At 59.4% G+C, this 13,434-nt stretch carries 12 protein-coding genes; 5 read left to right on the forward strand and 7 right to left on the reverse strand.

The window, feature by feature from the left end; genetic code table 11:
* Positions 1-74: 74 nt before the first annotated feature.
* Complete coding sequence (locus KGA69_RS20085) at positions 75-968, reverse strand: LysR family transcriptional regulator (protein ID WP_045396152.1); 894 nt, start codon at positions 966-968, stop codon at positions 75-77.
* Positions 969-1,075: 107 nt separating this feature from the next.
* Here KGA69_RS20085 and KGA69_RS20090 point away from each other — a divergent pair, with 107 nt between their 5' ends.
* Entirely contained in the window at positions 1,076-1,681 is a 606-nt protein-coding gene (locus KGA69_RS20090) for a cysteine dioxygenase family protein (RefSeq protein ID WP_049061035.1), read from the forward strand.
* A complete protein-coding gene (locus tag KGA69_RS20095) occupies positions 1,674-3,254 on the forward strand; it encodes a rhodanese homology domain-containing protein (protein ID WP_045396146.1) in 1,581 nt (526 codons plus the stop codon). The genes KGA69_RS20090 and KGA69_RS20095 overlap by 8 nt, the downstream gene beginning before the upstream one ends.
* Before the next feature lie 53 nt (positions 3,255-3,307).
* Here KGA69_RS20095 and KGA69_RS20100 read toward each other — a convergent pair whose 3' ends face one another.
* A complete protein-coding gene (locus tag KGA69_RS20100) occupies positions 3,308-4,711 on the reverse strand; it encodes a CBM96 family carbohydrate-binding protein (RefSeq protein ID WP_045396145.1) in 1,404 nt (467 codons plus the stop codon).
* 80 nt (positions 4,712-4,791) lie between these two features.
* The gene (locus KGA69_RS20105) at positions 4,792-5,511 is read right to left on the reverse strand and encodes a purine nucleoside phosphorylase YfiH/LACC1 family protein (protein WP_047078791.1); all 720 of its coding nucleotides are present in this window, start codon (positions 5,509-5,511) and stop codon (positions 4,792-4,794) included.
* Positions 5,512-5,709: 198 nt separating this feature from the next.
* On the opposite strand from KGA69_RS20105, the gene KGA69_RS20110 reads away from it, so the two are divergent.
* Genes KGA69_RS20110 through KGA69_RS20120 form a run of 3 tightly spaced genes read left to right on the forward strand, consistent with a single transcriptional unit; the run spans position 5,710 to position 8,511 of the window.
* Complete coding sequence (locus KGA69_RS20110; RefSeq protein ID WP_049060284.1) at positions 5,710-6,768, forward strand: ABC transporter substrate-binding protein; 1,059 nt, start codon at positions 5,710-5,712, stop codon at positions 6,766-6,768.
* The gene (locus KGA69_RS20115; protein WP_045396140.1) at positions 6,758-7,765 is read left to right on the forward strand and encodes a FecCD family ABC transporter permease; all 1,008 of its coding nucleotides are present in this window, start codon (positions 6,758-6,760) and stop codon (positions 7,763-7,765) included. Before KGA69_RS20110 ends, KGA69_RS20115 begins: the two co-directional genes overlap by 11 nt.
* Positions 7,762-8,511, forward strand: coding sequence for an ABC transporter ATP-binding protein (locus tag KGA69_RS20120; protein WP_047046668.1), 750 nt, complete (start codon positions 7,762-7,764; stop codon positions 8,509-8,511). The genes KGA69_RS20115 and KGA69_RS20120 overlap by 4 nt, the downstream gene beginning before the upstream one ends.
* On the opposite strand, the gene KGA69_RS20125 is transcribed toward KGA69_RS20120, so the two are convergent.
* The 4 genes from KGA69_RS20125 to KGA69_RS20140 all read right to left on the reverse strand — a co-directional run bounded on the left by KGA69_RS20125 (position 8,495) and on the right by KGA69_RS20140 (position 13,395).
* The gene (locus KGA69_RS20125; protein ID WP_223683742.1) at positions 8,495-9,238 is read right to left on the reverse strand and encodes a substrate-binding domain-containing protein; all 744 of its coding nucleotides are present in this window, start codon (positions 9,236-9,238) and stop codon (positions 8,495-8,497) included. The genes KGA69_RS20120 and KGA69_RS20125 overlap by 17 nt on opposite strands.
* A gap of 55 nt (positions 9,239-9,293) precedes the next feature.
* A complete protein-coding gene (locus tag KGA69_RS20130) occupies positions 9,294-10,130 on the reverse strand; it encodes a shikimate dehydrogenase family protein (protein WP_213292620.1) in 837 nt (278 codons plus the stop codon).
* 15 nt (positions 10,131-10,145) lie between these two features.
* Positions 10,146-11,468, reverse strand: coding sequence for an MFS transporter (locus KGA69_RS20135; RefSeq protein ID WP_047050182.1), 1,323 nt, complete (start codon positions 11,466-11,468; stop codon positions 10,146-10,148).
* A gap of 76 nt (positions 11,469-11,544) precedes the next feature.
* Positions 11,545-13,395, reverse strand: a complete 1,851-nt coding sequence (locus tag KGA69_RS20140; protein WP_063447698.1) for a bifunctional sugar phosphate isomerase/epimerase/4-hydroxyphenylpyruvate dioxygenase family protein — start codon at positions 13,393-13,395, stop codon at positions 11,545-11,547.
* Between the last annotated feature and the right edge of the window lie 39 nt (positions 13,396-13,434).

Consider the following 13,434-nt stretch of genomic DNA (forward strand, 5'->3'; position numbering starts at 1 on the left):
CCTTAATGAGCAAAATGCATTTTTGTCATAACTTAATATGCAAGATAAGCATTTATAAAAATAACATATACGTATCAGTCAGATGCATTAAGTTGCTGGACCACTTTTCCGGCGAAAAAAGTCAGCGGCTGGCTGAGATTAGCCAGATTCTGCGCCTGTACCAGCCACAGATGCACTTGCGGCTGAAAATCCGCGAGCGCAAGCGTGGACACTTCATCGCGCCACGGGCTGGCGGCCAGCGCGGCGCGAGGCACCAGGCCAAGCCCCAGCCCCTGCGCCACCAGGCTGATTTGCAACTGGGCGCCGGCGGTCTCGACGTTCAGCGCCAGCCGCAGCCCCTGCGAGTGCAGTTCGCGGATTAGCCCGGCCCGCAGGCCGCAGCCGTCAGGATTGAGTATCCAGCCTCGCTGCGCACAGTCGCGCAGCGCTCCGGCGTGCAGTCGCCAGCTTTTCGCCGCGATGACCACGATATCCAGCGGACACAGCAGTCTCCCGCTGTAACCGTCAGCAAAGCGCTGCTGTTGTGGTCCCATCGCCAGCACGCCATCCAGTTCGACGCTCTCCAGCCGTTTTTGCAGCAGCCCGCTCCAGCCGCAGGTCACCTGCGGCTCAAGGGCCGGGAACTGCTGGCGTAGCGCGCTCAGCGCCGGCTGGAGGGCGATTTCCGCCACGCTCTGCGGCACGCCGAGACGCAGAACGCCCTGCGGCTCCGCCTCCGGATCGAGCAGCCCGTACAGCTTTTTGGTTTCCCGCTTGATGCTCAGGCACTGCTCATACACCCGATGTCCGGCGGCGGTGAGCGTCAGGGGCCGGGTCTGGCGCTCCAGCAGCGTCACATTGAGGGTTTGCTCCAGACGCTGGAGCCGACGGGTAATCGCCGATTGGGTAATGCCAAGGTATTCCGCCGCCTGATTCAGAGAGGAAAACTGCACGGTAGCCAGCAGAGCATCAATGTCATCGATACGCATACAATCCTTAATGTGATTTTTGCATATTAATATATGCGGAAATTGCATTTTAATTATATTAACGCCTTTGCTAGCGTAATGACCAGTCCCGACAACAGGAAATCACCATGACCGCACCGCGAGTGGAAAAATTACGCCAGTTCATTCAAGACCTTGATGCCCTGCATCGCCAGTTTACCGATGAGGCCACCCTGCTCGACGCCGTCGCCGTGCGCCTGGCTTCGCTGGTGCAAAAAGATGACTGGTTGCCGGAAGAGTACACCCTGCCGCATCCCCACCACTATCAGCAGTATTTGCTGCATGTCGATTCCGGCCAACGCTTTTCGATTGTCAGCTTCGTCTGGGGACCGGGGCAATCGACGCCTATCCACGACCATCGGGTATGGGGGGCCATCGGTATGTTGCGCGGCGCGGAGGAAAATCAGCGCTATCGACTCGACGAACGCGGTTTACCGATAGCCAATGGTCCTGCTGAACGGCTTTCTACCGGCAAAGTAGAAAAAGTCTCTTCCCGCGATGGCGATATTCATCGGGTGAGTAACGCGCTCGCGGACCACGTCTCAATCAGTATTCACGTCTATGGCGCTAACATCGGCGGCGTCAGGCGTGCGGTTTATAGCGCGGATGGGATCGCCAAACCTTTCGTCTCCGGTTACTCCAACCGGCACTTGCCCAATATCTGGGATCTCTCAAAGGATAATTCATATGCCTGATTACAATTACCGCCAGCCAGCCGAGGTGCGCCAGGCGCTGATCGATGGCGCGGAAGTGGCGCTCATCGATGTTCGCGAAGAGGCCGCATTTGCCACTAACCATCCGCTATTTGCCGCTAATTTGCCGCTCAGCAAGCTGGAGCTGGAGATTTTTCGCCGCGTACCGCGCCTGACGACGCCGATTACCCTCTACGACAATGGCGAAGGTCTCGCGGAGCAGGCCGTTAAGCGGCTGCAACGCTGGGGCTATCAGGATGTTGCGCTACTGGCAGGCGGCCTGACGGGCTGGCAGCGTAGCGGCGGCGAGCTTTTTCAGGACGTTAACTCCCCGAGCAAAGCGTTCGGCGAGCTGGTAGAGAGCGAGCGCCAGACGCCCTCGTTGAGCGCCGAGGAAGTGAAGGCGCTAATCGAGAGTCCACAGCCGGTCGTGGTGGTCGATGCGCGTCGTTTTGATGAATATCAAACGATGAATATTCCCGGCAGCATTAGCGTGCCCGGCGGCGAGCTGGCGTTACGCATCGAAGGCCTGCTGCCATCGCAGCAAACGCCGGTTATCGTTAATTGCGCCGGCCGTACCCGCAGCATTATCGGCAGCCAATCGCTACGTAATGCCGGTTTAGCCAATCCGGTTTACGCGCTGCGCAACGGCACCATCGGCTGGACCTTAGCCGGACTGGAGCTCCAGCACGGCCAGCAGCGGCGCTACGACGCCGATTTCCGCGCCTCAGCGCAACGCGTGGCTGCAGTGACGCAGTTGGCCGAGCGCGCTGGCGTGGCCTTCATTGATGCCCCGACTTTAGCCCGCTGGCAACAGCAGCCGAGCCGCACCACCTATCTGTTTGATGTTCGCAGCCCCGAGGAGTATGCCGCAGGCCATCTGCCGCACAGCGTGAATGCCCCCGGCGGCCAGCTGGTGCAGGAAACCGATCATTACGCCAGCGTACGCGGAGCGCGGATTGTGCTGGTCGCCGATGATGAGATACGCGCGCCGATCGCGGCGTCCTGGCTGGCGCAAATGGGCTGGGAAGTGGTGGTATTATGCGATGTCCGCGTGGAACAATTGAGCGAACGCGGCCTTCCGCCCGCCAGCGTACCGCCTGCGCCGCAGGTTGAGGAGATTGCCCCCCTGCAACTGGCGGAACAATTGCGCGAACCCGGCACCGTGGTACTGGATTTCACCACTAGCGCTAACTATGTCGCACGGCATATCCCCGGCGCCTGGTGGCTGGTGCGTTCGCAGCTGCGTCAGGCGCTGGAAGTCATTCCTCCCGCCGAACGTTACGTTGTCACCTGCGGCAGCAGTCTGCTGGCCCGCTACGCCGCGCCTGAAGTCGCGGCATTGACCGGTAAGCCGGTACAGCTGTTAAGCGGCGGGACGCTGGCGTGGATTAATGCCGGGCTGGCGCTGGAACAGGGCGAGACGCATCTGGCGACAGCACGTAGCGATCGCTACCGACGGCCATATGAAGGAACCGATAACACCGCAGAGGCGATGCAGGCTTATCTCGACTGGGAGTTTGGCCTGGTGGAACAGCTAGCGCGCGATGGCACCCACGGCTTTAAGGTGTTGTAGGTTAAAACCCGGTGGCAACAGGGCCACCGGGAATAACTTACCTTTATTGTGAATTAAATTTCCGGAGTGGTTTTAAAACCAACCAGCATCAGGATCGGCTGCTTCTGCGCCGATGCGGCGTCAAACTGATAGTGGTTACCCTGACGATCGCCGCCGATGTACCAGGAGATCTCGGTTTTCCCTTCCGCCAGCGCTTTACGTACCGCTTTATCGATATCCACCATCCGATACTCACGAGATGAATTGAGATACAGTTGAGCATCTGAATTGTAGCTGCAGGTCGGGCGATGCTTCCAGGTCACGCTTGACGCGCTCCAGCTGTTGCTGGCCGGATAGAAGAAAATCTGATCCGCGCCGTTGGTTTCAACCTTGCCACCATACAGACGCAGGCGATATTTAAACAGCGACGCATCCTGATCTTTCGGCAGCGCCGGGATTTTAAACTTCACCAGGGTGAGGGTTTCCGGGTTGCTGGTGCGGCCGCCGTTCTTCCAGTTATCGGAAATTTGCAGCGCTTCGGGCGCGCCGAAGTTAACATTCGGCTGCGCGCTCTCAACCACCGCGTTTTCTTCCGCCAGCGAGAAGCTATAAGGCACGTTGGTACCGCAATCCATGCCTTCATTCATACAGTGTTCGGTCATGAAGTGCGCCCCTTCTACCGTCCAGCCGTTCATGAAATCAGCATGGGCGGTATAGATGCTGCCCCACTTCTCTTCACGTTTATCACCATTCATAACCGGGTCCATCGACAGCTCAATTTTCGCCGTGTCCAGAGACGTAATCTGCGGCAGTACGTAGGCGATATTCATATTGACCGTCGGGATTTTTACCGGATAGTCGGCCGGGCAGGCGCCGTTGACATCATAAGCGGCGTTGCTGTGGTCATGGCTCGGTTTCAGGTTGACGCCATCCCAGCAGTTGGGGAACTGAATACCGATATTAAACTGCACCGCATCTCCCGCTTTACGCAGGCCGCAAACCTCACCGGCTTTGTTGCTATAGCCTTTACCGTTGGCGCACAGGAAGGTTATCCGCGAGCTCGGCGCGGAGCCGTGGTGGTCGCCAGCCAGCAGCTCCAGCCCCGACGGGAAAGGATGCAGCGGATACCGTTCGACTTTGGTCGCCTGATAATAGGTTTTCTGATAAGCCGGAGTGACAATTTGTCCATCCGGCAACTTCATCGACGGCGCCCAGTAAGCAGAACTGTCGGCCTTGTTATCACAGGTGGTTTCTGGCTGTGCGCGCAGGGTTTGATAGGTAGAAACGGCATCGGTGTGGGTATTGCCGAAAAAATCATGCCACATCGCCTGGTTTGGCATGCCGAACATCATAATCGCGTCGTCGCCAAGGGTATGACTGTAGCCGCATACCGCCTGGGCTTGCGGTCCTGCATGGGCGGAAAAAGCGCTGGCGGCCAGCAGCGGGGTCAGGGCCAGTACAATTGAGTTAGCTTTCATTTTACGATCCTCCTTGTTTGAAGGACCGCAGAGATAGCAAACCGGCGCCGATGTTACACATCAGCAAACATCATTTTATCTCATTCACGCATAATCCATGAGTACTGGAAGGTTTTCGCCGCCGGAAAATGGGTGCGCCGACGGTAGGAGCCGAGCGCCTGCGGCGTGCAGTAGGTACAGCTCCCCAGCCATTCGGTATTTTCCGCCGCCACCCCGGCCTGTTGCAGCACCCGTTGCGCCAGCGCGCGGAGATCGAACCACAGATTATCGCTACCGCTAGCCCGCGCTTGCCCCGCTTCTGGCGGAGCGAGGCGCTGATGAAAGAGCTCGTCGCTGTAGCGTCGTACCAACTCGCCCGCCGGCATGGTCAACAGCGTTTGATAAAACTCGGCCGAAACCTCATAGCAGCAGGCGTGAATATGCGGCCCGCAGACCACCACTATCTCTTCTGGCGCCACCTGATGCTGGTGAAACAGCGCCAGGCTGTTTTCAATAATGCCGCTCGCCGCTCCGCGCCAGCCGGCATGCACGCTGCAAACATAGCGCCCATCCCGCGAGGCCATCAATAACGGTAAACAGTCGGCGGTAACGACGCCGACCTTTTGCCCACGCAGGGCCGTAAACACCGCATCGGCGTGCGGCCGCTCTGCCTGCGGCCCCTGATAGTGATGAACCACATTGCCGTGCACCAGCTTCACCGGCGCCATTTCGCTGTACGGAAAGGCGGCGGTTTCGTGCACATCAAGAAAAGCGTAGCGAATACCGGGGATATCACTTAATAAGCGGGATGGATAAGACATAACGGCGCGTAAATAAATTGGTGGTGGATTTACCGTAGGCCAAAGCCCATCGATACGCAAGATGTGGATGCTTTGTTCCCGGCGGGACCTCAAGCTCGCTGCCGGCCATAACAAGGTGGGAACGCAGTAATTATTTGCACCCGGCACCGCTATATAATTTAATATACATCGATTATTCTTATCCAACCGGGTCAATCCATGTCACCACACCGTTTACTTTTGGCGCTGACGTTGTGCTGCGCCAGCCTGTTCACCAGCCAGGCTTTTGCCGAGCGCACCGTCACCGACCAGCTGGGCCGCCAGGTTACGCTGCCGGATCACATCACCCGCGCGGTTGTCCTGCAGCACCAGACGCTTAATCTCCTGGTCCAGTTGAATGCCGCCGACGATATCGTTGGCGTGTTAAGCAGCTGGAAAAAACAGCTCGGGCCGCAGTTTGTCCGCTTTATGCCCACTATTGAAAAGCTGCCGACGCCGGGCGATTTAACTCAGGTCAATATCGAAAGCCTGCTGGCACTGCATCCGCAGGTGGTGTTCGTCGCTAACTACGCGCCGCAGGCGATGATCCAGCAGATCCAAAACGCCGGGGTTCCGGTCGTCGCGATATCCCTGCGTCAGGACGCGGCGGGTGAGAAAAACAAAATGAACCCGACAATGGCCAATGAAGAACATGCCTATAACGACGGCCTTAAACAGGGGATCCGCCTGATTGGCGAAGTGGTCGAACGCCAAAGCCAGGCCGAAGCGCTGATTGATTACACCTTCGCGGCGCGGGCAGAAGCTAACGCCCCGGTCGCCGCTATCCCTGACAGCCAGCGGGTGCGCGTTTACATGGCCAACCCGGACCTCAACACCTACGGTTCCGGCAAATATACCGGGCTGATGATGAAGCATGCCGGAGCGCTAAACGTCGCCGCCGCCACGGTCAAGGGCGCACGCCAGGTCTCGCTGGAACAGATTCTGCAATGGAACCCTGAGGTTATCTTCGTCCAGGACCGCTATCCGCAGGTGGTCAAACAGATTGAAAACGACCCGCAATGGCAAGCGATAGACGCGGTGAAAAACCACCGGGTATGGCTGATGCCGGAATACGCCAAGGCCTGGGGCTACCCAATGCCGGAAGCGTTGGCGATAGGCGAACTGTGGATGGCGAAAAAGCTCTATCCTTCCCGCTACCGGAACGTCGATGTCGATGCGAAAGCGCAGGATTACTATCAACGCTTCTACCGCGTGAAATGGACGCCGAATGCGCAGTAACCTTCACTGGGCCCTGCTGCACGGAGGGCTGACGGCGGCGACGTTGTTTATCGCTATCGCTTCGCTATGCCTGGGGCAGTACCACCTCGGCCTGAACGAGGTCCTTCACCAGCTCACCCATGGCGCGCCCGGCAGTGGCGTCGCCGGGCAGATAGTCTGGTCAGTCAGACTTCCCAGGGTAGCGATGGCGCTGCTGGCCGGCGGCTCGCTGGGGCTATGCGGCGCGACGCTACAGGGCGTATTCCATAACCCGCTGGTCGACCCGCATATCATCGGGGTAACCTCCGGCTCCGCCTTCGGCGGGACGCTTGCTATCCTGCTGGGCTTCGACATCGTATCGATGATGGGTTGCACCTTCTTCTTCGGCCTCGCCGCGCTCGCGCTGGTTTATCTCATCGCCACGCTGCAGGGGCGTGAAAACACGCTGGCGCTGATCCTTTCCGGCATTATTCTCAGCGGTTTCTTTGCCGCGCTGGTCAGCCTGATGCAGTACCTTGCCGATACTGAAGAAACCCTGCCGAATATCGTTTTCTGGCTGCTCGGCAGCTTTGCCACCGCCAACTGGCATAAAGTGCTGTCCATGGCGCTGCCGGTCGCCGTCGCCGCCGTTATCCTGCTAAAGCTGCGCTGGCGTATCAACCTGCTGGCGCTGGAGGATAAAGATGCGCGCGGTCTTGGCGTTTCGGTGGTCAAGTTGCGCCGCGGAGTGTTGGTCTGCTGCGCGGTGCTGGTCGCCGCCCAGGTCGCGGTCAGCGGCAGCATCGCCTGGGTCGGGCTGGTTATTCCGCATCTGGCGCGACTGCTGGTCGGCGCCGATCACCGCCGCCTGCTGCCAACGGCATTCTGGCTCGGCGGCGCGTTTATGGTGGTGGTGGACGACCTGGCGCGCACGTTAACCCAGGCGGAGATTCCGATTGGCATTATTACCGCCCTGCTCGGCGCACCGCTGTTTACCCTTTTACTGATTCAGTCCCAACGCCGCGGTGTGGCCCAATGAACATTTCATTATCACTGAACGCCCTGCGCTACGGCCATCGTCAGCCGCTCTTCGCCCCGCTGTCCATGCAGTGCCGTCACGGGGAAATCTGGGCGATACTGGGCGCCAACGGTCGCGGCAAAAGTACGCTACTGGATACCCTGACCGGCGTCCTGCCGCCGCTCGGCGGGCAGTTTAACGTAGAAGGCGGCATCGCCATCGTGCCGCAATCGTTCCGCCCGGCGTTTGGCTGGCGGGTACGGGATGTGGTGCTGATGGGCCGCGCGCGACTCGTCGATCTGTTCGCGCAGCCGGGGCCGGAAGACGAGCGGGAGGTTCAACAGGCGCTGGCGCTGCTGGGGATCGCCGCATTGGCCAATCAGGTGTTTCGCGCTCTGTCCGGCGGCCAGCAGCAGTTGGTGCTCATTGCCCGCGCGCTGGTCGGCGCCAGTCAAAATATTCTGTTAGACGAACCCTGTTCGGCGCTGGATCTGGCTAATCAACAGGTTGTATTACAGCTGATTAGCAATCTTGCTCATCGGCAGAGGCGCACCGTGGTATTCACCACCCATGACCCGACTCATGCTCTGCAGATAGCCAGCCACACCCTGCTGCTGTTGCCCGGCGGCGAATGGCTGGCGGGAGAGTCGTTCGCGGTACTCAGCGAAGCGAACCTGCAGCGTGCCTACGGCCTGCCGGTTCACAAAATCGACCATCCCGGTAGCGCAGTGCCGTTACTGGCGCCGCAGTTTACGATCCATCGCTAACGGTCAAAAATCCTGCCGCGCGCAGAAACATCTGCCCTTCTTCTGCGGTTATATAGCGCCGTAGCTGCCGCGCGGCAGCGCTCTCCTCAATTTGCGCCAGCTGATACTCGCAGCGAATATTCCACGGCTCGGGAATCAGTAGCGTGCGAAACTGCGCGCTCTCCGTCATCTGAACCGCATAGTGGGCGTAGCCGATAAACAGGTCGGCAAAGTCTTCGCCAATCAGCCACTCTCCTGCGCTTGTGCCAGACGGAACAGTCAGCGACGCCCGACCGCCGACCAGCTGCTGCGCCCGGGACATCAACGCCCGGCCGAGGCCCGGATAGCTGGCTTCAAGGCGAGCAAAGAGTTGCCAGGTGTAATCACCGGAAGGATCGCAACCCGGCGTCGAGGTCGCCAGCCGCAGTCGCCCGTCGCGAAGTAACGCCAGCCAGTCAGCGCGATCGGTGTCAGGCGCGCGGCGCGCAGTCAGCATCAGCCGGTTGGCGGCAAACGAACAGCAGTTTATCGCAAGCCCGGCCTGCAGCAGCGCCTGAGGGTGTTCGGTATTCGCACTGGCGAACAGCGAGCAGCGTTCGCCGCCTTCAATGCGTTCGCGCAGCAGACCGGCCGGGCCGAACTGCGCCTCGACCAGAATGCCGCTAAGCTGCTGAAATCGCGCCAGCAGCGGGAGGAAAGCGCTTTTCAGGCTTCCCGCCGCCAGCAGGGTCAATGAAGTGGTCATCACAACAATCGCTATAAAGATGAGAATATAGCGCTAGGGTAACGCCTTTTTTGCTGATTCAGTAGCGAATTTCCGCCCGTTCACGCAGCTGTTCCGGCGTCGCCACCGGCAGTTGGAAGAACTCGAGATAGGCCGGGATCATCTCGAACAGCATATCGGTACCGCGCTGAATCGGGCACCCCAGCGCCTGCGCCGCCCGCAGTAGCGGAGTATATTCAACGCTCATCACCACCTCGCCGACCCAGGTACGCGGCGACAGGCGCGAAACATCCAGCGGTAGGGGATCATCCGCTTTCATGCCCAGCGGCGTGGCGTTGACCACCAGATCCTGCGTGGCGGGATCGCGCTGCATCAGAACGATCTCCAGACGCGGATAGTGCTGATGCAGCTGCTGCGCCAGCGCCTCGGCGGCGGCGACACAGGTGTCGAACAGCGTCAAGGTACTGACCCCGGCGGCCGCCAGCGATGCGGCAATCGCCGAGCCGACGCCGCCGCAGCCGAACACCTGCGCCCTCGCCCCTTGTGGTTGAAAGCCTTTGCGCGTAATCCCCAGCACAAAGCCTGCGCCATCGAACATATCGCCGCGCAGGCTGCCGTCGGCTTCGCGGCGGATGGCATTGCAGGCGCCGGCGATTGCCGCCGTCGGGCTCAGCTGGTCGACCAACCCGCAGGTCGCCATTTTATGCGGCATGGTGACCAGCGCGCCGACGATGTTGGTCATGGAAAACAGCGCTGGCACCAGCGCCGCGTAATCCTCCGGCCTTACCCCCATCGGCACCACTTTGACGTCCGCCCCGCAATGGGCCAGCCATGGGTTATAAATCATCGGCGCTTTAAAACTGGCGGTCGGATAACCAAGATGCGCTATCAGCCGCGTATGACCACTAATGATCATGCCCTACTCCTGTCGTTACTGCGAAAGTTCGATGCGTTTGACATCGCCAAGAATAAACAGATACGCCACCACGCCAAGCAGCGCCGCGCCGCCGATATAGACCAGCGCGTAGAAAAAACTACCGGAAGCGGCAACGATAAAACCGATAATCAGCGGCGTGAGGATCCCCGCCAGATTGGTGCAAAAATTAAAGATGCCGGCGGTTATCCCGCCCATCCCCTGCGGCGCAATATCGGAAATTAACGTCCAGCCGAGGCCGACCATTCCCTGGCCAAAGAAGGCAAATGACATCATCAGGATCACCGCCAGGTCGCTCGGCAGCCAGTTGGCGGAAATAATGCTACTGGCCATCATCAGCCCGACGACGATAGGCAGCTTACGCGCCAGATTGGCCGAACCGGTGGCTTTCAGCAGCTTGTCGGAGAGCCAGCCGCCAAACAGCACGCCTCCCGCCGCGGCAAGGAACGGCAGGATGGCGAAGAAGCCCACTTTCAACCACGCCATGTGGCGTTCGGTCGCCAGATACGTTGGAAACCAGGTCAGGAAGAAGACCAGCACGGTGTTACCGGCAAACTGACCGACGCTGGCGCCAATTACCTGTCGTTTTGCCACCAGCTGGCGCACCAGCGGCCAGCTAAAAGCGTTTTGCTGCTGCTGCGCGCTAGCCAGTCCGCCGCCGCAAAGAATATGTTCGCGTTCACTGTCGCTCAGGCGGCTGTCCTGATGGGGTTCGCGGTAGCAACGCCACCAGACCAGCGCGAACAGGATGCCAACAACCCCGACGCTGATAAACAGCGCACGCCAGCCGAAGCTGCCCATAATCCAGAACAGCAGCGGCGAGAAACAGGCCAGCCCGAGATATTCGCCGACGGTGTAGACCGCCGTGGCCTTCGCGCGCTCCTGCTGCGGAAACCAGGTACTCACTACCCTGCTGTTAACCGGAAAACAGGGCGCTTCACTGACGCCAAGCCCAAAACGACACAGCAACAGCGTTTTCAAGCCAATTGCCATACCGTGAAATAAAGTGAACAGCGACCACAGCGCCAGGGAGAGAAAATAGGTCACCTTATTGCCGAAACGATCGAGGAAAATACCGCCGGGAATTTGCGCCAGCGCATAGGTCCAGGCAAAGGCCGAAAAAACAATTCCCATAATGGCGGCATCAATGCCAAGCTCGGCGGTCAGTCTCGGCGCGGCGATACCGAGCACCGTGCGGTCGAGATAGTTAATCATCGTGCCGACGGCCAGCAGCGCCAGGATCCCGATACGCCGCCGGGAGCGAGGCGCGGTGGTCGCAGTATCCGCCGCCGTCGCCTGGTTATGGCTATAAGAATTCATAGTCGTTTCCTGTCTTGAGTACAGATGAATGTTGTTATTGTGTTTGCGATGTTGTGTTGTGAACCATTTGCTACGTTTAACTGTACTGCATGGCCGAAAGGCGGACGGCGGCATTTACCGCGCCGTACTGGGCGTAACCGTCGCGCCGTTCGGTCAATTCGAAGAAGAAGCGCCCCGCCACGAATGGACGGGTATAAAGATGCAGGAATTCGCCGCCGCGGGCGTCACGGTCGTAGAGAATTTGCAGGCGTTGCAGCGTCTCTACCTGCGGCTCTTCGCCAAAGCGCGCCAGCAGATCCTCATAGTAATTCGCCGGGATAGGCAGCGCGTTCAGCGCAGCCTGCGGCAGACTTTCGAGCGTTGCGGGTAAATCGCGACAGGCAAAAGCGGCGTGCTGCAGCCCGGCCCCCTGATAACAGGCGACCGAACGCGCAATCTGCGTGGCTCGGCTTTGCGATATATTCAGCGCCAGACGAATATCGCCCTGCGGGCTACGAACCGCCAGGCTGCGCACCAGTCCATACGGGTCAGGCAACGTCTGTTCATGTTCGAGACTGAAGCCGAAAACCGTACGGAAAAAGATAATCCAGTTGTCGCGGCTATCGGCCTCCATGCCTAACGCCAGATGGTCAATACCGCGGTAGTCGTCGCGCGGCGCCGCTGCCTGTAAATGAAAATCGCGGGCGTAGATATCGTCACCGGCTTCGACCAGGTAGATCAGGCTGCCATCCGGAGCGCAAACCGCCGGGATCGAACTCTCATTTGGCCCCGCATCCCCCTGCCAGGTGGCATAACCGTAGGCGCGGGCGCGTTCCACCACCGGCGCGCTGCGGCTTACCCGTAGCGCCATCGCGCACAATGAGACGCCGTGGCGCTGATGAAAATGGTCGGCCCAGCTGTGCGGCTGCGCATTAACAATCACCCGCGCCTCGCCATTGCGCCAGAGCGCAACCTGCTTGGAACGATGCTTGCCCTGAAGCTTAAAGCCCAGTTGCGTCAGGCGCTGGCCTAGCGCGGTAGACTCCGCCGGACTGGCGGCGAACTCGATAAACTCCAGACCGTCATAGTGCGGTAGCGCAGGTGGCGAAAATAACGCCGCGTCGCTATCCGCAAGCTGCCGACGAGTCTGCTCTTCGAGCCACAGCAATGAACGGTAGCCATCTTTTGCCGTGGCGCCGTTGGGTGAGGCGCGAAAGCCGTCATTGAAAATCTCCAGCGACCAGGGTCCGCGGTAGCCGCAGCGCGTCAGTTCACAGGCGAATTCCACCAGCGGCAGTTGCCCCTGGCCCGGGAAGCAGCGGAAATGACGGCTCCATTCAAGGACATCCATCTTCATCATCGGCGCGTCAGCCAACTGCAGGAAGGTGATTTTCTCAACCGGCACCGCGGCAAGGCCTTGTAGATCATCCCCGAGCGACAGAATATGGAAGCTATCAAGTACAATGCCCATCGCCGGGCTGTTCACCCGCTGCACCCGTTCCCATGCCTGACGCCAGCGGTTGACGTGGGTTCCCCACGCCAGCGCCTCGTAGCCGATGATAATCCCCTCCTGCTCGGCGAGCTCAGCCAGCGCGCGCAGGTCGGCGACCTGCAGTTCGATATCGGCAGAACAGTCCGGCTGAACGTTGCTACAAAGCAGCATGGTGTTGCAGCCTAATTCATGCATCAGGGCGAATTTCCGCTTCGCCCGCTGCAGGTTAGCGGCAAACTGCGCGCGGCTGGCGCCCTCGAAATCACGAAAGGGTTGAAAAAGCGTGATTTTTAGCCCTAATTCAGCGGCAAGGTTGCGAATATCGCGCGGCGTGCCCGTATAATAGAGCAGATCGTTTTCAAAGATTTCAACGCCCTGATAACCGGCCGCGGCGATAGCGTGCAGCTTTTCAGGTAAAGTACCGGATATCGAAACGGTAGCGATGGAACGCAACATAAGAGTCCTCGGGTCATCATTCGACATGAGCACTGACTA

The organism is Klebsiella sp. A52 (assembly GCF_018388785.1).
In the GTDB taxonomy this organism is placed as follows: domain Bacteria; phylum Pseudomonadota; class Gammaproteobacteria; order Enterobacterales; family Enterobacteriaceae; genus Klebsiella; species Klebsiella aerogenes.

Bases quoted from the DNA above. Each gene is read 5' to 3' on its own strand.
- KGA69_RS20085 (WP_045396152.1), bottom strand. From the start codon at position 968: ATGCGTATCGATGACATTGATGCTCTGCTGGCTACCGTGCAGTTTTCC.
- KGA69_RS20090 (WP_049061035.1), top strand. From the start codon at position 1,076: ATGACCGCACCGCGAGTGGAAAAATTACGCCAGTTCATTCAAGACCTT.
- KGA69_RS20095 (WP_045396146.1), top strand. From the start codon at position 1,674: ATGCCTGATTACAATTACCGCCAGCCAGCCGAGGTGCGCCAGGCGCTG.
- KGA69_RS20100 (WP_045396145.1), bottom strand. From the start codon at position 4,711: ATGAAAGCTAACTCAATTGTACTGGCCCTGACCCCGCTGCTGGCCGCC.
- KGA69_RS20105 (WP_047078791.1), bottom strand. From the start codon at position 5,511: ATGTCTTATCCATCCCGCTTATTAAGTGATATCCCCGGTATTCGCTAC.
- KGA69_RS20110 (WP_049060284.1), top strand. From the start codon at position 5,710: ATGTCACCACACCGTTTACTTTTGGCGCTGACGTTGTGCTGCGCCAGC.
- KGA69_RS20115 (WP_045396140.1), top strand. From the start codon at position 6,758: ATGCGCAGTAACCTTCACTGGGCCCTGCTGCACGGAGGGCTGACGGCG.
- KGA69_RS20120 (WP_047046668.1), top strand. From the start codon at position 7,762: ATGAACATTTCATTATCACTGAACGCCCTGCGCTACGGCCATCGTCAG.
- KGA69_RS20130 (WP_213292620.1), bottom strand. From the start codon at position 10,130: ATGATCATTAGTGGTCATACGCGGCTGATAGCGCATCTTGGTTATCCG.
- KGA69_RS20135 (WP_047050182.1), bottom strand. From the start codon at position 11,468: ATGAATTCTTATAGCCATAACCAGGCGACGGCGGCGGATACTGCGACC.
- KGA69_RS20140 (WP_063447698.1), bottom strand. From the start codon at position 13,395: ATGTTGCGTTCCATCGCTACCGTTTCGATATCCGGTACTTTACCTGAA.